This is a genomic window from Gemmatimonas sp. (genome assembly GCF_027531815.1).
GTDB lineage: Bacteria > Gemmatimonadota > Gemmatimonadetes > Gemmatimonadales > Gemmatimonadaceae > Gemmatimonas.
This window is the reverse complement of record NZ_JAPZSK010000014.1, coordinates 1-19,210: the sequence shown is the minus strand read 5'-3', so window position 1 is coordinate 19,210 and position 19,210 is coordinate 1. Positions and strand designations below refer to the sequence as shown.

The following is a 19,210-nucleotide window of genomic DNA, read 5'->3' as shown; positions in this document are numbered from 1 at the left end:
ACGGCTGGCCGGAGCACGTCGCGAGCGAGCCTGACGCCAACCGTGATCGGGGCGCCGCGATCAGCGGTTGGGAGAGGAATCGAACGAGGTGCCGTACGGCTGGTCGTCGTCGGGCTCGTAGGGCGCGTCGAGAATGCGCAGCGCCTGCGTGGCATCGGCGGACGGCACCGCCAACCGCACGGGATAGATCAGCCGCATGGCCGGGAGCATGCCGCCCGCGTCGTCGCGCAGCACCACGGCGGGAATCTGGTGCGCCTCGAGTACGCTGCGCGCGACCAGCGCTTCCATTTCATTGACATACTCGCGGATGACCATCATGGCTTCGCCCATGCGGCGAAGTTACCACGCGGCCGAGGGCTTCGTGAGGGCACTATGTTGCCTGAATGCCCGCTTCGTTCGGAATCTTCGTGCTGGCCGAGCTTCCCGGGGAAGCCGGTGCGGCCGTACGCGCCATTCAGCAACGCTACGATCCGAAGCTGGCCCGGTTGACCCCGCCGCATGTGACGCTGGTGGGATCCTCGGGGGTGGGGGCCATCCCCACCGACACGCCGGTCGAACGCATTCGCGCGGCACTGGAACCGATTGCCTCCAGCACACCGCCCATGCAGTTGCCCTTTGGCGCGCCGCATCGGTTCATGCAAACCGACATCATTTCCCTGCCGCTCGATCCCAACGGGCCGCTGCGTGCCCTGCACGAGCGCATCGCGCGCAGCGGGCTGCCCTTCAAGCGCTCGCGCTTTCTGTTTTCGCCGCACTGCACGCTCACCTTCTATCCCACGCTCACGCCCAGACACGAGCGGGAACTGCTCGCGGTTCGGGTCGCGGCACCGGCGATCATCGATACCCTGCAGGTGTACCTGACACGCGACCCGCAGCCGAGCTCCTTGCTCTTTCGGTTGCCGCTCGCGGGCACGGCCACCGAAGGTGCCAATCTCAGCCGCGCGTATCAGGGCGCAGCTTCTGGTAGGTCGCGGTCGCCTGCTTGAGTCCCAGCAGCGCCGACGCCTCGAGCTCGTACTCCATCTGCAAGTCGCCCAGCGTGTCGGCATCGCGCTGGGCAATCTGTTGGGAGGCCTTCTCCGCGATGCTGTGCCGACGCAGATACTCGCGTGCCGACAGCCACATGGCGTTGGCCGCATGCCGCAGGTCTGCCTGATCGGTCACGGGAATCGTGGCGCACACCCGCTCGAAATCCCGCACCGTTTCGGCGAGCGCCAAATCGATGGTGTCCACCATGGCGTGCGCCGCTTCCAACTCGCTTTGTGCCACGCCCAGCGACATGAGGCGCGCCAGGCGCTCGTGCTGCCGGCACGTTTCGGTGGCAGTGCGCGCCAGCGCATCACAGCAGGAGATGGGACTGGGAGCTTCGACCGACGGGTCGGCGGCGCGAGCCGCAGCGGAACGGGACGGGGCCATGGGGCGGGAGCAGACGAATCAGGCAGGGACGATCAGTACCACGGGGAGATGCGGTGTGATCTAGCGAGCGGACCCGCGCTGATGGTAGTGGGGGGCGCGCAATTCCCTCGTGATTGCAGACAACTGGCGTGCAGAATCGCAGACCGAGCGCTAGAACTGATGGCGGAACGCGTTTCGCCCCTCCTCACCACGACCCCTTCACACGCATGCACAACAACCAGCCTTTGCAGATCACCACCGACGCCGGCGTGCGCACCATCACGCTCGATCGGCCGGAGAAGCTGAATGCGGTGAATCCCGGGTTGGCGGTGGCGCTGCCTCGCGTGCTGCGCGAGGCGGCGCGTGACGATGCGGTGCGGGTGGTGGTGATCACGGGTGCGGGTCGCGGGTTCTGCGCGGGGCTCGATCTGGGTGAGCCGGCCACGCCTGGCGCGTCGCGTGCCGAGCGGCTCGATCCGTACCACTGGGTCGGCGAGTGGGTGCACGCCGTGACGCAATGCGAGAAACCGGTGCTCGCCGCGGTGAATGGGGTGGCAGCCGGCGCCGGCTTCGGTCTCATGCTGGCCTGCGATCTGCGCGTGATGAGCGCGACCGCCTCATGCACCGCCGGCTACGTGCGGCGCGGGCTCTCCCCCGATGCCGGCGTGACCTGGTTCCTGCCGAGGCTGGTGGGACACGCCCGCGCCGCTGACCTCGTGCTCACCGGCCGCGACATCAGCGCCGACGAGGCGGAACGCATGGGGTTGGTAAGCCACGTGTGGGCGGCCGACGAGTTCGCCGCCAACGTGGCCGCCTACGCGGCGCGTCTGGCGGCCGGGCCGCCGCTGGCGTTCGCGCTGACCAAACGGCTGCTGCTGGGCAGCGCCGACGCATCACTCGATCAGCAGCTGCGCGAGGAGCTGACGCACATTCGCACCTGCTTTGCCAGCGGGGACGTGCGGGAGGCGATGATGGCCTTCCATGAGAAGCGGACGCCGGTGTTTCGGGGAGAGTGAGCCGACGCCCGGCTGCATCGGATGTCGGATGTATCGGATGACCGGAGGTCGGACGTCGGATGCATGCCGGATGTCCGAGATGGGACACGGCGTTCGGAGGTCCGAGGTCGGAGGGTATGCGTCATTCACCCCTCCGACTTCCGATCTCCGAACGCGGTATCGGGACTCCGACCTCCGGCATGGATCCGACCTCCGGCGTCCGACCTCCGAGCAATCCGGCCTGTCTGCCCTCAGTGCCGACCCGGGATGTATCGGATGTATCGGATGTATCGGATGACCGGAGGTCGGACGTCGGATGCATGCCGGATGTCCGAGATGGGACACGGCGTTCGGAGGTCCGAGGTCGGAGGGGGTGCGGCATTCGCCCCTCCGGCTTCCGATCTCCGAACGCGGTATCGGGACTCCGACCTCCGGCATGGATCCGACCTCCGGCGTCCGACCTCCGACGTCCGGGGTCCGACATCCGACCTCCGGCGTCCGACCTCCGGGGTCCGACATCCGACCTCCGGCGTCCGACCTCCGAGCAATCCGGCCTGTCTGCCCTCAGTGCCCACCCGGGTTGAAGCGCAGGCTCCCCGGCAGGGCGTTCAGCAGCGGCCCCAGTTCGGTGGCGCGATCCTGCGTGGTGACGAAAGTGAGTCCGTCGATGCTGACCACGATCATACCGCTGATGCCATAGGCCACCACGCAGCAGCCGTCGGCATGAATGACATTGCCGCTGCAGTCGACGCAGTGCACCTGGCCCATGACGCCGTTGCCGGTATCATCGAGTTCGCGGACGCGGCGCAGTGATGCCCAGGTGCCGACGTCGTCCCACTCCATGTCGGCGGGGAGCACCACCACGTTGGGAGAACGTTCGAGCAGGCCACGGTCGATGGAGACGCTCGACACCAGCTCGGCGAATTGCTCCATGGCCCCGGCGGCGAGCAGTGGCAGGCCGTGCCGCACCTCGGCGGTGTGCCGGTCGAGTTCGTCCAGGACCACGCGGGCGCGCCACACGAAGATGCCCGTATTCCAGAGTGCGCCGCGCTCGATGAGCACGTCGGCCAACGCCGCGCCCGGTTTCTCCACGAAATGCTCCACGCGGCAGGCACCACCTTCGGCGCGCGACTGCAGGGGGTCGAGCGGCATGCCGGGCTGGAGATAGCCGAAGCCGGTTTCGGCGCGGGTGGGACGGGCGCCGAGGGCCACCAGCGCACTGTCGGCCGCGGCAATGGCGGCGGCGCGGCGGAGACTGTCGCGCAGCACCTCGGGGTACCCCACGGCCAGGTCGGCGTGCAGCGCGACAAACACCGTGTCCGGTCCCGCCCGTCGGGAGACTTCCTGCGCCCCCCACGCCAGCGCGGCCGCGGTACCGAGCGGCCGCGGCTCGATGAGCAGGTTGCTGCGCGGTACCTCGGGAATGGCCTCGTGCAGCGCATCGGCGATGTCGGCGCTCGTCACCACAAGCACCCGTTCGGCGGGCACCAGGGGGGCCAGACGCGCCACGGTATCGGCGATGAGCGGCCGTTCGTTCACGAGGGCCAGCACCTGCTTGGGCCGGCGCGGCGTGCTGAGTGGCCAGAAACGCGTGCCGATCCCGCCGGCGAACACGACGGCCCACATGGCGGTGCCGGTGCCGAGCATGGCCTCGAGATCGACCTCCTCGAGGGTACCGGCCGCGAGGGCGTCGGTGTTCGTGACCGAGGTGGGAGCAGTTGGACTGACGACGCGGGTCTCGGACATCGGTCGGCGAGTATGTCGTTGGATGCACCGGGGGTACACGTCCGCCGACGGCTCGGACCGCACGCGTTGTGACTAGCGATCCGGACCGGGGCGGGACAAGATATCTGCAACTTACGCGAACTCATGCTGACCCTGCACCTCACCAACGGCGATCACGCCGTGACCGCTTTGGCCCGTTCGGGGCTGCCCGGCGACCTGCTGTCGTGGCGCGATATGCTCCACGACGGGCCGGTCCCGTCGGATCACGATCTCGCCGCCTTTCGGCGCGTGCGTGGGGAATTCCTGGCCAGCCGCGGCTGGCAGAGTCAGTCCTCGGCGGTCGCCGATTTTGCCGAGCGCGATGCCCGGCTCGACGGTGTGGGGGCCACGGATGAGCTCGTCCTGTGGTTCGAGCCCGACCTCTTCGACCAGCTGCAGCTCATCCAGGTGATGGCCCGGGTGGCGCGCCGTCCGCTCGCCGAGCGGCCCACGGTGACGATCGCGCCGGCCGATTGCTTTCTTGGTCCGCTGCAGCCCGAGAAGTTCGTGCCGCTGTACGAGGCACGCCGTCAGGTGACCGCTGGGGATTTCGCGCTCGCCAGCGCGACGTGGGATGCGTTCACGGCCGATACGCCGGAGGCGTTGCTTGCGGTGACCGATCGCATCGATCGCGAGGTGCGGGCGCGCGCCTACGCCTACGACGACGCGGTGCGGCTGCCGCATCTGGCGCCGGCGCTGCGACGGCAGCTGGAGGAGTACCCCGATACACAGGCCGGGCTGTCACGTTGCGAGCGGCAACTGTGCGAAGCGTTGTCGCCCGGGGCGCTCCCGTTGGCCAAGCTGTTTGCGGCGCACCAGAGCGCGGAATCGTGGGTGTGGCTGGGTGACTGGAGTTTCGCGTGGTATGTGCAGCGGCTCAGCGACTGCGCGCATCCGCTGGTCACGCATGTGAATGGCTCGCGGGTCATTGCGCCGCTGCGCGACACCGACGGCAAGGCCTTCTGGGAGCGCACCGTGCAGCTGACCCCGCTGGGGCAGGACATGGTGCGTGATCGCGCCGATTTCGTGAAGGTGAACGGGATCGATCGCTGGATTGGCGGCGTGTACAACACCACCGTGCGGCACTGGCGCTGGGATCCCCATCACTACCGGCTCATTCCGTACGGCGGGTAGCATCGGTAACGTACGGCCATGACCGACGACGCGGCGCTCGAGGCACTGGCCCTGCTGGAAGCCGATACCTCCCTGGAGGCGGCGCGCCCGATTCTGGCGCTGGCCGCCGACTACCTGACCGGCACGCGCCTTGGGGAGGGGCCAGTCTCCACCTGGCATAGCGCCGAGGTCATCGCCGGCCGGTTGCAGGAGTCGATGCCGCGCCGGTCGCGCCCGTTGGCCGATGTGGCACGGCGGCTGTCGTCGTTGCTGCTGGAAGACGTGAACCGTCTGGCGCACCCCATGTACATCGGGCATCAGGTGTCGGCGCCCCTGCCGGCGGCCGTGTGGACGGATGCGCTGATCAGCGCGCTGAATCAGAGCATGGCGGTGCGGGAGATGTCTCCCTCCTTCACGCCGCTCGAGCATCAGGTCGTGGAGTGGATGACGGACCTGCTGGGTTGGGATTCGCGTGCGGGTGGTACCATGACGAGTGGCGGCACCGAGGCCACCTTCACCGCGCTGCTGGCCGCGCGCCGTCGCGCCATCCCCGACGTGTGGAGCCGCGGCGTGGGGGCCGATCCACCGGTGCTGGTGTGTGGTGAGCATGCGCATTACGCCGTGGCGCGCGCCGCCGGCAACATGGGGCTGGGCATGGAGCGGGTGGTGACGGTGCGCAGCGAGGCGCACCGCCTGAGCGTTCCGGCGCTGCGCGATACGCTGGCCACGTTGCGCTCCCGCGGGGAGCGCGTGATGGCCGTCGTGGCCACCGCCGGCTGCACCGCCACCGGGGCGTTCGATGATCTCGACGCGGTGGCCGATGCCTGCGCCGAGTTCGGCGATCGGGGCGAGCCGCTGTGGCTGCACGTAGACGCCGCACATGGCGGGGCGGCGCTGCTTTCACGCACGCACGCGCACCGGGTACGCGGGATCGCGCGCGCGCGATCGGTGGCCTGGGATCCGCACAAGACCCTGTTGCTGCCGCTCGCGGCGGGGCTGCTGCTCATGCGTGAGGAACACGACCTGGACGCCGCCTTCTCGCAGCAGGCTCCCTATCTGTTCACCCCGAACGACGACGCGCGCGCGTGGGACATGGGGCCGCGCAGCTTCCAGTGCTCACGGCGTGCCGATGTGCTCAAGCTGTGGGTGGCATTCGAACGCTACGGGGCCGATGCACTCGCGGCACTGTACGACCGACTCTGCCACATGGCGCAGACGCTGTACGCGCGCCTGGCCGACCATGCGCTGTTCACGCCGCTGCACGAGCCGGAAAGCAACATCCTGTGCTTTGCCTGGAACGTGCCGGGCGTGAGCCCCGAGGAGCGCGACGCGCTCACCAACGCGCTGCGTGAGCGCTACAATCGCAGCGGACGTGGGTGGATTACGGCCACCGCCCTCGACGGACGGCGCGTGCTGCGCATCACGGTGATGAACGCGCGGACCGACGTTTCGCACATCGACGCCCTCGTGGATGGGCTCGAAGCTGAGGCGGCCTACGTGCTCAAGCACCACCGCTGACGCCGATGCGCGCGGCAGGACGCGGCGCTTCCCGAAGGTCGCGCCCGCACACGGAGGCTACGGGAGAAACCACAGGGCCTCGTGCGGCGCAGGCAGGCGGCACTGCGCGCGGCGTCCGAACCAGCGATAGCGATGCCGGGCAATCACGCGGTACACGGCATCGCGCCACGTCCGCGGGACGGCAGTGAGCACGCGGCTCAACGCAAACAGGCCGCCGAGTTGCTGGAGCACGAGCAGCGCCGCATCGGTGCGCAGCAGCACACGACCGTGGTGCACCACCACGACAGTGTCCATGCCGCTCGGGAGGCCGGGGTACGCGGCCGCGGTAGCGCCCTGCAGCGGTGCAAAGCGCAACCGGTGCGCGCGATCGTGCCGCAACAGGAAATCGACAAAGCCGTTGCACAGCCCACACAGGCCATCGAAAAAGACGATGGTGGGCGGATTCACGATGACGTATTGGCGGGACGGGGGCGCAGGCGCACCATTACACCATGTCACTTCACGTCGTGCTGGTCCACCCCGAAATTCACTGGAACACCGGCAACGCGGGGCGCACCTGCCTGGCGACCGGTGCGGTGCTCCATCTCATCGAACCGCTCGGCTTCTCCCTGGGTGAGCGCGAAGTGAAGCGCGCCGGGCTCGACTACTGGGCGCACGTGGATCTGCGTGTCTGGAAGACGTGGGCCGACTTCGAGGCGGCGCTGCCACAGTTCGGCGACCCCTGGTTCTTTTCCGCTCGCGGACGGCAGCCGTTCTGGGATGCGCCGCTGGCGACCGGCGAGGGCACGGTCCTGGTGTTCGGGCGCGAGACGGGCGGGTTGCCCCCCGCGCTGCACGAGCGCTACGCGGAACGCTTCGTGACGCTTCCCATGTCCGCCTCGCCACCCATCCGGTCGCTCAACCTGTCCACGAGCGTGGGCATTGCCGTATACGAGGCATTGCGCCAGCGGCGGGTGACACGGACCTAAATCATTGGGACGCATGGGAATTGATTCGGCTGACCCGAGGTCCGGTATTGGTTGTTGTCCTGTAACAAAGCGGCAGAACCTTGACGGAACCGGTCGAATGCGGGACGACCCGCAGCGTTCCCTGTTGCACGAACGCGCCTGCCCGCCCTACCATAGGCGCGCCCGGGACACCGGGTCCCGCCCGCCTGCATGGCGCCCTCCGTTTGTCTGACGCTGGAAAGCTTCCATGAGCATGATGATGCTCGATGCGCGTGCCTCGCTGTTCGGCCACGCGCTCGCGATCAAGGCCACATACACGCGCATGAACGCCGACGTCCTGGCCGTGGTGCGCTCCATCCCAGCCGGTCGCCTCACCACGGTTGATGCGATCAGCACCTTCCTTGGGGTACCGGTGCGGCATGTCATGTTCCTGCTCGCGCGTCGCTTCGACCCCGATCGCGAGTCGGTACCCTGGCACCGGGTACTGGCGCATCGCGGGGCAATCGGCCGTGTGCTTTTCGACGCGTCCGGGCGGACGCAGGCCGACCTGCTGGCCGACGATGGGGTGACGGTGGGCTATCGTGGCCGCGTCGCGGAATTCAACGCGCGCTACGTCGAGCCGAGCACGGAAACGACGGGTGTGGTGCCGTCGGCGCGGCGTCGCAGCTGACGACCGCGCGCAGGAGATCGGGGCGATCGGTCGTGATGCCGTCCACGCCCAGCTCGAGCAGGCGTCGCATCTCGGTGGTGTCGTTGACCGTGTAGGGATAGACACGCACCCCCAGCCGGTGGGCCTCCACGAGGCGCTCACGGGTGAGGCTCGCCGCGTTCGGCGACCAATTGCGGCCGCCGGCCGAGCGAATGGCACGCGGTACCGACCCACCGAAATCATCCACGTCGAGCCCGCCCATCCACGGCGATGCGCCGACGCGGCCGATCTGCACGGTGTTCCCGTCCTTTTCGGTGCGCCCTTCGCCGGTGAGGATACTCGTGGGCATATCGGGCGCGTCGCGATGCACCAGCATGGCCACGCGCCAATCGAACGCGATGATCTGTGTGCGATTGGTCACCTTGCGCGCGCGCAGCACGTCGAGCGTACGCGCCACCAGCTGCTGCGGCGCGGCACTGACGGCCGGTTGGGTGGGATCGGTCTTGATCTCCACCACCAGGCGGGTGGGCGGTGCGCAATCACGCAGGAACAGCGTGATGACTTCGTCGAGGGTGGGAATACGCGCCCCGTCGGCGGCACGCTGCTCCGGATGCCGCGCTGCGGACTCGCTGGTTGGGCGCACCCGTCCCACGTCGTACTCCCGCAGGGCCGGCAACGGCAGGGTGCGCAGGAGCGGGCGCGGTTCCGTGATGCTGTACGCGCCCGCTCGGTCGCGCGTGAGATCGGGGTGCAACGCGTAATCGTGGTGCACCACGACATGCTCGTCGGCGCTCAGGTGCACGTCCAGCTCGATACCGTCCACTCCCACCGCGCAGGCGCGGGAGAAGGAGGCGAGCGTGTTTTCCGGCGCGAGCCCTGCGGCGCCCCGATGGCCGATGATCTCGAACGCGCGCGCGGCGCCGGAGAACGTGGCTGCCGGTGTGGCCGTTGGGCGCGTGCATGCCGTGGCAGTGCCCAGCAGGGCAGTGGCCATCATGATGAGCGGGCGATGCGGAAACGCAGCGCGGGGACGTGCGGCGGTGGGCATGCCATAACGTCCCCGCTCATCCGACGCCCGTCAATTGCGGGCGTCGGCCGTTACGCAATGCTTACCGCGGTCTGCACCTCGCCGTGCGCTCCGGCGGGGCAAGGCCCGATGGGCAAGGCCCGATGGGCAAGGCCCGTCAGCTGTCGGCGGCCTCCATCATCTTGCGGGCCGCGCCGCAGCTGGAGCGGATGACCAGCTGCGCCGGCAGGATTTCGTGGTTCGCCGGCACCGCGGTGCCGCCACCGCGCAACGTGTCGATGAGGCGCAGGGCGGCGCGCTCGCCGAGCGCGTAGATGGGCATGCGCACCGTGGTGAGCGGTGGCGACAGGAAGCGCGTCATGGGCGTATCGTCGAACCCCGTAATGGCGATGTCGTCGGGGACGCGCAGGTCGGCGTCGCGCACCGCGGAGATGGCGCCGATGGCCATCGTGTCGTTGGCGGCGAAGATCGCATCGGGACGCTCGCCACTCTGCAGCAGCTGCGCGACCGCCTCGTAGGCGGTATCCATGCGGAACTCGCCGGCCAGCTCGATGAGGTCGCAGTCGTCGTACCAGTTGGCCACTTCCCGCACGGCGTGGAGGCGCTCTCCGGCATCCACCTGACCGGCCGGGCCGCGCAGAAACACGATGCGGCGATGCCCCAGCGACAGGAGGTGTTTCATCATGGTGGCGGCGCCCTGGAAGTTGTTCACCGACAGGGCGGCAAAGTCGCCGACATCGCTGCCGGCGCCCACGAGGACGGTGGGATAGCGTTCAGCCACTTCGGCGAGTGTTGCGCGAGCGGCCACCGAGGGCGACACCGCAAGGAAGCCGTCGACGCGCCCCCGCATGTTGCTCACGGCGGCGGCGATTTCGTGGGCCTCCCGCCGGGCACTGGTGACGAGCGTCAGGAAGCCATGCTTCTTGGCGGTCTCGTCGATACCGCGTATGAACTCGGAGAAGAACTCGCCATACAGCTCCGGCAGGAGGACCCCCAACGTGCGCGTGCGCCGGACCATCACGCTGCGGGTGCCACCGTGGGGGGCATAGCCCATCTTGTCGACGACTGCCCGCACCCGGTGCCGGGTGTCTTCGGTGACGCGGGCGGCGTCGTTGAGGACGCGGGACACGGTGGCGATGGACACACCGGCTGCCTTGGCGACGTCGCGAATGGTGGGCGTCTGAGGAGTACTCACACGGGTCTCACAGCAGGAGGGAGGCGGGAAGCCGGGAGGAGGCACCGCGCCTCAACTGCCGGTTCGGACTGGATTTCCAATCCCCCAAAATGTAACACGTTACAGCGATGTGCGTGGGCGTCGTGCGGCGGCGTTACATGGCCTTCTTGATCGCCGCCGTCAGATTCTGCGTACCGCCCACGCCGGTGTACACGATCTTGCCGTTCTTGTCGGCAATGACCACGTAGCTCGTGGCAGGCACGTCATAGGCACCGCTCACGGTGCCCTTGCGATCGTACAGCAGTTCACCGGGCATCTTGTTGGCAGCTTGCCAGGCCCTGACGCGTTCGACCGACTGGTTGACCGACACGGCCACCGTGACGAAGCGCACGGTCTTGCCGTACGCGGCGTGCGCGGCCCGCATGGCGGGCTCGAGTTGCTTGCAGTTGCCGCACCAGGTGGCCCAGAACTCGATCACGGTGGGCTGTTGCTTGCCGAGGAACGTGGACAGATCGACGGCCTGACCGGCGAGCGTCTCGAGCGGGCCGCCCGGGGCCTGTTCGCCCACGGCGATGCCCAGATCCTGGGCCAGAGCAGGGGCGGCGGCCACGGCCACGAGGATGGCGGCGTGGCGCACGGTGCGAAACAGAGTCGTCATGGGTTCTGGGTTCGGGTTGTGCGTTCCGGGTGTAAAGCTCGAAACCCGACACTCGAACTCATAACCCAGCACTGGTCGGCTGTGCCGCAGGGGCGGCCTAGAAGTACACCTGCCCCATCTTCACCAAATAGTACTCGGCCATGGCGATCATGACGAAGGCAAACAGCTTCTTGATTGTCAGCATCCACGCACCAGCGCGCGGTAATCGCGACAGTGTGCCGGCAGAGATCCCCACGAGCACGAGGAGCGTGCACATCCCGAGGGAGAAGGTGAAGAGGTAGGTGAAGCCGAGCAGCGCCGAGCGGGTCGTGGAGACCCAGGTGAGCACGGCGGCCATGACGGGGGCGGAGCAGGGGGCTGCCACGAGACCGGAGGCGGCCCCCATGATGAAGGCGCCCGCGACCCGTCCGCCGGTACCGGCGTTGGCGGCGCGCTGCATGAGCGCGGTGGGCACACGCACGGGGATGACGTCGAGCATGGACAGGCCGGCAATGAGCAGCAGGTTGGCCATGGTGAAGTACGCCCACGGATTGGCCGACACGGTGCCGAACATGGTGCCGGTGAGGCCGGCGAGCAGGCCGAGCCCGGCGTAGACGCTGGCGAGTCCCACCACGTACACCATCGAAAGGCCAAGCGGTCGCCACTTTGACGCGGTAGTGACGCCAAGCTGCTCCGATGATGACTGTCCGCCGACAATGGCAGCGGTGATGGGAATCATGGGGTACACGCACGGCGTGAGGCTCGTGAGAACCCCCGCGCCGAACAGGAGCGGAAGGGCGGCAGCGGGGCTGCCGGAAAGCTGAGCCGTGACGTCGGCGATCTGGAGAAGGGCCATCGCCCACAATACGGCGCGCCCGGGGATAGCGTTCCCAGACGCCGCGGCCTAGTCGGTACTACCCCGTCGCTGTTCGGCGCGGTCGATGAGGTCGAAGAACGCCAGCAGCAGCTCGTAGTCGAGCTCACGTCCTGCCTGGAGCCGCATGTGCTGCAGCGTGCGGGCGCGCGGCCAGGCGGCGCGGTACGGCCGCTCTGTGGACAGCGCATCGTAGACATCACACACCTGCACCAGCCGGCTCACGAAGTGCGGGCGCCGCGGAAAGGTGTACCCCGGGTACCCGCCTTCGCCGTTGGCCCAGATGTGATGCTCATAGGCCACGATGGCCGCGAGGGCGTTCCCCGCGCCACGCTCACCCAGCAGACGGGCCCCTTCCACCGGATGCGTGCGCATGATTTCCTGCTCCCTCGTGCTGAGTGCCCCCGGGTGCGACAGCAGCTCGGCGGGGAGCCGCACCTTGCCGATATCGTGCAGGAGCGCTGCCGTTCCTACCGCGCGCACCTCCCTGGACCCGAACCCCAACGACTCGGCCAAGCCCATGCTCAGCATGGCCACGTTGCAGGCGTGCACGGTGGTGTACTGGTCCACCGACTTCAGCTTCACCAGGGGCAACAATGCATCCTGCTCGGTCTGCATGGCCAGCGACAGGCTGCGGATGACCGTTTCCACCTCCCGCATGGGGACGCGGCGGGTGGCGGCGACCTCCGCCGAGATCCAGCTGAAGGTGTCGAGCTCCTCGACCAGTCCGTCTTCCAGCCATTGCGCGAGCTGGGGGGCGTCCGCGTCGTCCTGTGCCGCGGCGAGCGAGGAAAGGGTGTCCGCTTCAGTGGTGGCCAGCAGCGCCACCGGGCCGAACTGCAGGCCGTCAAGCACGATGGCTTGCGCCAGCGGCGCGGCCGCCGGTAGAAGCGCCCGGTGCAGGTGGTCGAGAAAGAGCGTGAAGCTCGTCGCGGATACGAGGGGGCCGTTGACTTCAATGCGCTGGACGCCGGCACGCGAGAGCCGTCCACCCAGCTCCCACCGCCGCATCTCGATGAGTACCTGTCGCCCCACGACCAGGTCGTCGTCGAGCAGGGTGATGCGCATGCCGGGCCACACCGCCAGCGCCGCCTGGAGCTTCTCGTGCGCTCGCGCACAGCTGGCCGTCTGTGAAGGATGGTCGCTGCCATACAAAGCCAGCGCCGACAGCGCCTGCCCCAAGCTGAGCAGCCACTCCACCACCGGGCGGGTGTCGGACGGTGCGGCGGTGGTCATGCCTCCCCTCCCACAAGATTCGCCTTGCGGGCCAGGGTGAGCACCGGCTGCGCCTCGGCATCGTTGTTCCAGCGGCTGGCCAACAGCTGGAGCGCCGCGCGCACGGTGGGGGTGATGGCGGCCAGCTTGGCGGCGCTGCGTAACGCCGATCGGCGACTCACGTGCGCCAGCAGCCAGCTACGCACCTCGGGGATCACGGTCGCGCCCACGGCGCGCAGCGCCTTCTCACGCAAGGCCACGTCGAGCGCGTCATTGGCGGCCAGCCCGAGCAGCCGCTGCGCCACGTCGGGCGCCCAGGGCTGCGAGCGCCACGCATACGCAGCGTCAATGGCGGTATGCTGCACATCCGGGGTCGCGTCGTCCAGCGCGCGGCGCAAGGCGGCCGCCCGGGCCGCAGGGAACTGCACCAGCAGCCGCACCGCCTCGCGGCGCACGGCGGCCCGCTCGTGTCGCTGGAAGGACAGGAGTGGTCCTGGCGTGAGACGCTCCACCACTTCGGGATCCGCCAGAGACAGATCGCGCAGCAGGGCCAGCAGATTGCGCGCCAAGAACCACGGCGTGGGGCGGCTGAGCCGCGCGCACACGTCCGTGGCGATACTCGACGGCATGGTACGCAGCCGGTCGAAGATGAGGCGGCGCCCGGTGCGCGACTCGCACCGTTCGAGCGCCTCCAGGAGCACATCGCATGCGTCGGCCGGCGTGGCATCGAGCAGTCGCTGGGCTTCGACCGCATCGAACGGGGTAGCCAGCAGCACCTGCAGCATGGAGGCCGGTGTGAGCATGAGCGAGCGCAAGCGGTGCCGCAGCGCGGGAGAGGCACTGTGCTCGATCCATGACAGCACGGCGGCGGTATGGCCGTCGTCGGCAAGCCGTTGCACGGCCAACGACAGGTCCTCCGACACGACGTCGATCTCGATGGCCATCTGCACGAGGCGACTCGCCTCCGCTGTGCGCGGGTCGAGGGTGGCGTCTCGACCGGACCCTGCGTGGCCTTCGCCGTGCGCGCTCCATAGGGCCAGGGTGTCGAGAAACAGGGCGTGTTCCGCGGGATTGGGCTCGGCCAGATTCCAGTCTTCGACCAGCTCACGGGCGGCCGCGCGCAGTTCCTCGGCTGCCACGTCCGGGCGACGCCCGCGGAAGTGCACCGACATCTTGGACAGCAGCCGCAGCAGGTGCGGCGACAGGTCCCTGCCCGACGCCTTGGCCGCGGAGTTGAGCCACTGTACGACCGCCGCCGCCGGCAGCACGTCCACCATGTTGGCCACCAGGCGGGCGCGTGAGTCACCGGAGCCGGCGCGCAGTGCGGAGACCATGGCGCTCTGTTCGGTGGCCGAGAGCAGCGCCTGGAGCTGGTCGCCGATCTCGTGCTGGACGCGGCGCGGGGCCATGCGGACCTGCTCTGCCATGCCGTTCAGCGCTTCGAAGGCCTGCCGGGCCGCTCCGTCATTGGCGGACGCGTGGGACAGCGCGGCGCCCAATGTGGTGGGGGTACTGCCCTCGGCGTCCGCCCCGGAGCCGGCGTCGGCGCCCATGGCAGCGAGCACGCGCTGGGCGAGTGTCCGCCAGAGTTGCGTGCTGGCGGTCTGGACCGATGCTTGGTCGGCGAGGCCAAGGGCGTCGAAATCGAGGCGCCCCACGGCAATACCGGGCATGTCGGGAAACGGGTCGTGCGGGCGGACGTCGGCCGCGCGCCGGGCGAGCAGCGCTACGAAGGTGGAGATGGCCTCACGTGACATCCCCGGGTGCATGCGCACCGCCCCGATGTTGAGCTGATGGAGCCGGATTGCCAGCTCCTTCGCCACCGCGCCGGCCGGGGCCGGCTTACCGTCTACCAGCAGCTCGCGGCTGGCCACGGCCAGCGACAGCGACCCGTGCGCCTCGAGATACGGACCGAGGGTGTCGGCCACCAGCGCGTCGGCTTCGGTCACCATGGGGTGCCCGTCACTGTATGCTCGACGTCGGGCAATGGCGAGCATGAGGCGCGACAGCGTCGTGGTGAGCGGCGCAGCGACTGGAGCGGAAGATGAAGCGGACGACATGGCTGGTCTCTGCTATATCGACGCCATTCCGGCGAATCTGCAACGCAAACGGCGGTCGATCCTGACGGCGGGGGGGCCGGTCAGCGCCAACGGACCCAAGGCGCCGCGCCGAACGGGCTCAGGCGACCGGCGTGCCGGGGGCAGTGAGGTCCTGGGCGGTACGCTTGAGCGCAGCATTCCAGTCATCCTGCGGTGTTTCCGATAGGGGCTGTCGCTGTTCACCGGTGCGTTCCACGAGCCGGATGAAGGCGTCCACCAGCTCACTATCCACTTCCACTCCAGACTGGCCACGCAGCATGTCGAGGGTGCGGTGGCGCGCCCACGCCTTGCGATAGGGACGATCGGTACTGAGGGCGTCGTACAGGTCGCAGACATGCACGAGGCGGCTCGCGTAATGACACTGGCGCTGGTAGCGGAAGACGGGGTAGCCACCCTGTCCATTCTCCCACACGTGATGTTCGTAGGCAACGATGGCGGCCAGGGCATGCCCGCGCCCGCGCGCGGAGAGGATGCGCGCGCCTTCTACCGTATGCCGTTTCATCTCGGCATACTCGTCGTCGGTGAGCTTGCCGGGTTTGACCAGCACGTCCAGCGATACGCGCACCTTGCCGATGTCGTGCAGCAGCGCGGCCGTACCGATCGCGCGCACATCACCGCTGCTCAACCCCACTTCCTCCGCGAGACCCATGGTCAGCATGGCCACGTTGCACGAGTGCGTGGTGGTGTACTGGTCCTGGGTCTTGAGTTCGAGCAGCGGGAGCACGATGCGCTGATCGTGGTGCATGGCCACGGCCAGCCCGTGAATCACCGCCTCGACCTCGGCCATGGGCACGATACTCTGGCGTGCCACCTGATCGTGAATCCAGCGCACGCAGTCCGTCTCCGGGGAGAGCGTGGCTGCAGCGAGGGCGTCCACCAGATCGACCTGCTCCGCGTCGTCAATTACTGCGATGACGCCAAGGGGGCCGATTCTCACGCCGCGCTCGGCAAAAGGGGCGAATTCGGCACCCGCCGGTGCGGTGAGACGTGCGTGCAGCGCCTCGAGTAGCATCTCGAGATCGTCGTCGGTGGGCACCGGCACGGCATCCACTTCGAGGCGGCCAATTCCGGCGCCCATGAACCGGCCCGTCCAGTCCCAGCCTCGCAGTTCCGACAGCACCCCAGTGAAGGAGATCACGTCGTGCTCCATGAACGACAGGCGGACGGCTCCGTGTTCGGCAATGGCGTGCAGCAGGGCGTCGCGCAGCCGTTCGCGCGCGCGGGTGCGCGCGGGATGCCCCATGGCGTAGAGTGCCATGGCTGCGAGTGCCTGCCCCACGGCCACGAGGAAGCGCGCGGTGGGGGTCACGTCACTCCCACGTGCTGTTGCCCGCAGGGCGTGGCACCGGGCGGCCATCGCCGCGGGCACGACGAGGGGCCCACTGCTCCTCCACGAGCGTCAGTACGCGGCGCACCTCGGGGTGATCGGCATACTGGGCGCGCAGGATGTCGACGGCGGTGAATCCCGCTTGCGAGGGCCTGGCCAGCTTGAGGCGCCGCAGGAGGCGCGAGCGCTTGGTCACGCGCTGCAGCAACCAGCTGCGCACGGTGGGACCGTTGGCGGCCGCCAGCGCGCGGATGGCGCGTACCTGCACCAGGGCATCGTCATCCGCCCGGTCCACCACCCGCATGAGCCGGGTGGCGATGTCGCGGGTGAGCACCACCCGCGACGGCACTTCGCCGGTGGCGTGTGGTTCATGGGGGCCGGTGGTGCCCTGCACCATGGCGACCGCCGCGTCGACGGCGGCGGTCACGATCCTGGGGCTGTCATCGTCGAGGGCTCGACAGATGGCCGCTTCGCGCGATCGCAGGTCGTGCACCAGCATGCGCAGCGCTTCCATGCGCACCTGTTCGCGCGGATGGCTCTGGAACGCGGCCACATCGGAGATCCACAACCCGCCGTCGGCGCCACCCAGGCGCACGCCGATGTCGCGCATGAGGGCCAGCAGGTTGCGCACGAAGTACCAGGGCGGGGCGCCATTGAGCCGGCGTCGTAGCTCGGGGAAGAGTGCCGTGCCCTCGGTCCGCAGCCGCTCGTAAATCATGCGGCGGGCGACGCGGGAGGACGCCGCCTGCAGTGCGTCGAGCAACGTCGGTGCGCTGCTGGAATCCACCTCGTCGAGCACCAGGCGCGCGGCGGTGGTATCGAGGGGATCGCACAGCAGGATGCCCATGATGGCGGCAGGACTCAGCAGGTGCGCCCGCAGCGCCGTGGCCGCTGCGGGTCCGGGGGCCACAGCCAGCCAGGCGAGCACGCGCTGCGTGTGCCGGGCCGCCACCAGGGCTTCGACGGCCGCGAGTGCGTCCGCGCCCGCCTCATCGATTTCACAGGCCATCTGCACGAGGCGTGCAGCTTCGGCGGCGCTGCCGACGAGACTCGCCTCGCCCATGGTGGCGCTCCCCGCCGGAAGGGCCCGGGGCACGGCCGCGCCAATCATGGCGATCTGGTCGAGCAGCGCCAGGTGCTCCTCCGGGTTGGGATCGCCGAGCTCCCATCCGTCCACCAGATCCCGGGTGAAATCGAGAAAGACGTCGGGTGCGCCCGGACGCCCGCGACGGTTTCCCCCGTGCACCGACAGCTTGCTGAGGATGCGGAGCAGGTGGTGCGACAGCTCCTGGTCGCTGGCCAGGGCAGCCATTTCCATCCACTCCACGACCGCCTTCACCGGCAATGCGTCGGCCATGTTCTTGATGAAGTGGCGTTGCTCGCGGCCATTCCCCACGGCGTGCAGGACGGTAGCGATCGACTGTCCGCCCAAGCGGCGCATGAGCCCCTGCAGGCGCGCTCCCACTTCATCGCGCACGGCCGGCACGGCGCGGCCGACCTGCCCGGCCATGTTGCCCAGCACGAACCCCACCCGTTCGGCATAGCCGCGCCGACGCAGGTGCCGCCGGATGGAGTCGGCGACCTCCTCCGGCGTGGCGTCTTCCAGCTTCCGGTGCTGCTGTTGCCAGGAGCGGTCGTTGTCGAAGGCGACTTCGGCCAGGGCGCGCCACAGTGCGTCCACCTCCGCCTTGACGGTCTCGTCATCGGAGAGGGCCAGGCGATCGTAGGCCACGCGCCCCACCGAAAAGCCGACGACCTCTGGCGGCGGTTCCTCGCGGTCGGCGTCGCCCTCCTGGGCGATCCACCCCAACATGGTGCGCACGCCGTCGGCGGTGACGCCGCGCTGGATCGTGACGGCGCCGATGCCGCGCCGGTAGAGCCGTTCCGCGAGGTCCCGTCCCAGCGCTCCCGCGGAGGTGAGCGGGGCGCCGTCGACGAGGAGCTCGCGGTACGCCACGCCAAGGGCAATGCTGCGGCCGGTGTGTACGAGGGTGGTGAGCTCGTCGGCGAGGGCCGTTTCCGCCTCCACGACCATCGGGTGGGCGGGACCGTACGCGCGCCGTCGGCCGAGTGCCATCGCCAGCCGCGTGAGTACCGGGCGCACCCACATGCCCCCGTCACCCGGGAGTGCGGGAACGGCGGTGTCGGGGGCGGCGTCGTGATGGAACTGTGCGGGCGTGGTCACGGGATGATCGGCGTTCGCCGAAGTGGCGGAGAGTCTGCGAATAGTGACGATCCACAGGGGGTGCGGCTACACTTGCACCATGGTCGCAACCTGTCCCGGGAGATGACTTCCCGGGCGTTCTAGATTACGCCCCGTACAGCTTCCGTCATTCTGAACCGCACCGGCTTTCGTGGAGACTCGGTTAGTTGAGTGCCAAGCGCTCCGCAGGAGCCGCTTGGGTGCGGTAATACTGATCCTCGAACTCCGCAGGGGAAACATATCCCAAGGGCTCGAGAATGCGGCGGGTGTTGA

18 protein-coding genes are annotated in these 19,210 nt (G+C 68.8%); 6 read left to right on the top strand and 12 right to left on the bottom strand.

All coding sequences use genetic code 11. The features are described from left to right. Positions 1-60 precede the first annotated feature (60 nt). A complete protein-coding gene (locus O9271_RS15625; RefSeq protein ID WP_298271691.1) occupies positions 61-330 on the bottom strand; it encodes a DUF2007 domain-containing protein in 270 nt (89 codons plus the stop codon). A gap of 53 nt (positions 331-383) precedes the next feature. Here O9271_RS15625 and O9271_RS15620 point away from each other — a divergent pair, with 53 nt between their 5' ends. Further along, positions 384-986, top strand: coding sequence for a 2'-5' RNA ligase family protein (locus O9271_RS15620; RefSeq protein WP_298271689.1), 603 nt, complete (start codon positions 384-386; stop codon positions 984-986). On the opposite strand, the gene O9271_RS15615 is transcribed toward O9271_RS15620, so the two are convergent. Then, the gene (locus O9271_RS15615; protein ID WP_298271688.1) at positions 934-1,416 is read right to left on the bottom strand and encodes a hypothetical protein; all 483 of its coding nucleotides are present in this window, start codon (positions 1,414-1,416) and stop codon (positions 934-936) included. The two genes, O9271_RS15620 and O9271_RS15615, sit on opposite strands and share 53 nt — an antisense overlap. A gap of 206 nt (positions 1,417-1,622) precedes the next feature. Here O9271_RS15615 and O9271_RS15610 point away from each other — a divergent pair, with 206 nt between their 5' ends. Next, positions 1,623-2,411 carry an enoyl-CoA hydratase-related protein gene (locus tag O9271_RS15610; protein WP_298271685.1) on the top strand — a complete coding sequence of 263 codons (789 nt, stop codon included), beginning with the start codon at positions 1,623-1,625 and terminating at the stop codon, positions 2,409-2,411. A gap of 543 nt (positions 2,412-2,954) precedes the next feature. Here the strand turns inward: O9271_RS15610 and O9271_RS15605 are convergent. Next, positions 2,955-4,136, bottom strand: a complete 1,182-nt coding sequence (locus O9271_RS15605; RefSeq protein WP_298271682.1) for a sugar phosphate nucleotidyltransferase — start codon at positions 4,134-4,136, stop codon at positions 2,955-2,957. Positions 4,137-4,259: 123 nt separating this feature from the next. Here O9271_RS15605 and O9271_RS15600 point away from each other — a divergent pair, with 123 nt between their 5' ends. Together O9271_RS15600 and O9271_RS15595 are read left to right on the top strand one after the other, a co-directional pair. Next, positions 4,260-5,288 (top strand): hypothetical protein, encoded by a 1,029-nt coding sequence (locus O9271_RS15600; RefSeq protein WP_298271680.1) that lies wholly within the window; start codon positions 4,260-4,262, stop codon positions 5,286-5,288. A gap of 18 nt (positions 5,289-5,306) precedes the next feature. Continuing rightward, the gene (locus O9271_RS15595) at positions 5,307-6,785 is read left to right on the top strand and encodes a pyridoxal-dependent decarboxylase (protein WP_298271678.1); all 1,479 of its coding nucleotides are present in this window, start codon (positions 5,307-5,309) and stop codon (positions 6,783-6,785) included. 57 nt (positions 6,786-6,842) lie between these two features. Here O9271_RS15595 and O9271_RS15590 read toward each other — a convergent pair whose 3' ends face one another. Then, a complete protein-coding gene (locus O9271_RS15590) occupies positions 6,843-7,232 on the bottom strand; it encodes a DCC1-like thiol-disulfide oxidoreductase family protein (protein WP_298271676.1) in 390 nt (129 codons plus the stop codon). 44 nt (positions 7,233-7,276) lie between these two features. Between O9271_RS15590 and O9271_RS15585 the strand changes: the two genes are divergently transcribed. Next, complete coding sequence (locus O9271_RS15585; protein ID WP_298271674.1) at positions 7,277-7,753, top strand: tRNA (cytidine(34)-2'-O)-methyltransferase; 477 nt, start codon at positions 7,277-7,279, stop codon at positions 7,751-7,753. A gap of 232 nt (positions 7,754-7,985) precedes the next feature. Next, positions 7,986-8,402, top strand: a complete 417-nt coding sequence (locus O9271_RS15580; protein WP_298271672.1) for an MGMT family protein — start codon at positions 7,986-7,988, stop codon at positions 8,400-8,402. On the opposite strand, the gene O9271_RS15575 is transcribed toward O9271_RS15580, so the two are convergent. The 8 genes from O9271_RS15575 to O9271_RS15540 all read right to left on the bottom strand — a co-directional run bounded on the left by O9271_RS15575 (position 8,332) and on the right by O9271_RS15540 (position 18,919). Further along, on the bottom strand, positions 8,332-9,429 hold the full coding sequence (locus O9271_RS15575; protein WP_298271668.1) for a glycerophosphodiester phosphodiesterase family protein: 1,098 nt from the start codon (positions 9,427-9,429) through the stop codon (positions 8,332-8,334). The two genes, O9271_RS15580 and O9271_RS15575, sit on opposite strands and share 71 nt — an antisense overlap. Before the next feature lie 136 nt (positions 9,430-9,565). Continuing rightward, a complete protein-coding gene (locus O9271_RS15570; protein WP_298271663.1) occupies positions 9,566-10,603 on the bottom strand; it encodes a LacI family DNA-binding transcriptional regulator in 1,038 nt (345 codons plus the stop codon). A gap of 133 nt (positions 10,604-10,736) precedes the next feature. Beyond that, on the bottom strand, positions 10,737-11,240 hold the full coding sequence (locus O9271_RS15565; protein ID WP_298271661.1) for a TlpA disulfide reductase family protein: 504 nt from the start codon (positions 11,238-11,240) through the stop codon (positions 10,737-10,739). Between the two features lie 97 nt (positions 11,241-11,337). After that, entirely contained in the window at positions 11,338-12,075 is a 738-nt protein-coding gene (locus tag O9271_RS15560) for a cytochrome c biogenesis protein CcdA (RefSeq protein WP_298271659.1), read from the bottom strand. 48 nt (positions 12,076-12,123) lie between these two features. After that, complete coding sequence (locus tag O9271_RS15555; protein ID WP_298271656.1) at positions 12,124-13,329, bottom strand: HD domain-containing phosphohydrolase; 1,206 nt, start codon at positions 13,327-13,329, stop codon at positions 12,124-12,126. Further along, entirely contained in the window at positions 13,326-15,368 is a 2,043-nt protein-coding gene (locus O9271_RS15550; RefSeq protein WP_298271654.1) for a hypothetical protein, read from the bottom strand. The genes O9271_RS15555 and O9271_RS15550 overlap by 4 nt, the downstream gene beginning before the upstream one ends. 118 nt (positions 15,369-15,486) lie before the next feature. Continuing rightward, on the bottom strand, positions 15,487-16,716 hold the full coding sequence (locus tag O9271_RS15545) for an HD domain-containing protein (protein WP_298271651.1): 1,230 nt from the start codon (positions 16,714-16,716) through the stop codon (positions 15,487-15,489). Position 16,717: 1 nt separating this feature from the next. After that, complete coding sequence (locus O9271_RS15540) at positions 16,718-18,919, bottom strand: hypothetical protein (protein WP_298271648.1); 2,202 nt, start codon at positions 18,917-18,919, stop codon at positions 16,718-16,720. Positions 18,920-19,210 lie beyond the last annotated feature (291 nt).

What these genes read in the sequence shown, in the direction of transcription:
- O9271_RS15625 (WP_298271691.1), bottom strand. Translation starts at nt 330, where the DNA reads ATGGGCGAAGCCATGATGGTCATCCGCGAGTATGTCAATGAAATGGAA.
- O9271_RS15620 (WP_298271689.1), top strand. Translation starts at nt 384, where the DNA reads ATGCCCGCTTCGTTCGGAATCTTCGTGCTGGCCGAGCTTCCCGGGGAA.
- O9271_RS15615 (WP_298271688.1), bottom strand. Translation starts at nt 1,416, where the DNA reads ATGGCCCCGTCCCGTTCCGCTGCGGCTCGCGCCGCCGACCCGTCGGTC.
- O9271_RS15610 (WP_298271685.1), top strand. Translation starts at nt 1,623, where the DNA reads ATGCACAACAACCAGCCTTTGCAGATCACCACCGACGCCGGCGTGCGC.
- O9271_RS15605 (WP_298271682.1), bottom strand. Translation starts at nt 4,136, where the DNA reads ATGTCCGAGACCCGCGTCGTCAGTCCAACTGCTCCCACCTCGGTCACG.
- O9271_RS15600 (WP_298271680.1), top strand. Translation starts at nt 4,260, where the DNA reads ATGCTGACCCTGCACCTCACCAACGGCGATCACGCCGTGACCGCTTTG.
- O9271_RS15595 (WP_298271678.1), top strand. Translation starts at nt 5,307, where the DNA reads ATGACCGACGACGCGGCGCTCGAGGCACTGGCCCTGCTGGAAGCCGAT.
- O9271_RS15585 (WP_298271674.1), top strand. Translation starts at nt 7,277, where the DNA reads ATGTCACTTCACGTCGTGCTGGTCCACCCCGAAATTCACTGGAACACC.
- O9271_RS15580 (WP_298271672.1), top strand. Translation starts at nt 7,986, where the DNA reads ATGATGATGCTCGATGCGCGTGCCTCGCTGTTCGGCCACGCGCTCGCG.
- O9271_RS15575 (WP_298271668.1), bottom strand. Translation starts at nt 9,429, where the DNA reads ATGCCCACCGCCGCACGTCCCCGCGCTGCGTTTCCGCATCGCCCGCTC.
- O9271_RS15565 (WP_298271661.1), bottom strand. Translation starts at nt 11,240, where the DNA reads ATGACGACTCTGTTTCGCACCGTGCGCCACGCCGCCATCCTCGTGGCC.
- O9271_RS15560 (WP_298271659.1), bottom strand. Translation starts at nt 12,075, where the DNA reads ATGGCCCTTCTCCAGATCGCCGACGTCACGGCTCAGCTTTCCGGCAGC.
- O9271_RS15555 (WP_298271656.1), bottom strand. Translation starts at nt 13,329, where the DNA reads ATGACCACCGCCGCACCGTCCGACACCCGCCCGGTGGTGGAGTGGCTG.
- O9271_RS15550 (WP_298271654.1), bottom strand. Translation starts at nt 15,368, where the DNA reads ATGTCGTCCGCTTCATCTTCCGCTCCAGTCGCTGCGCCGCTCACCACG.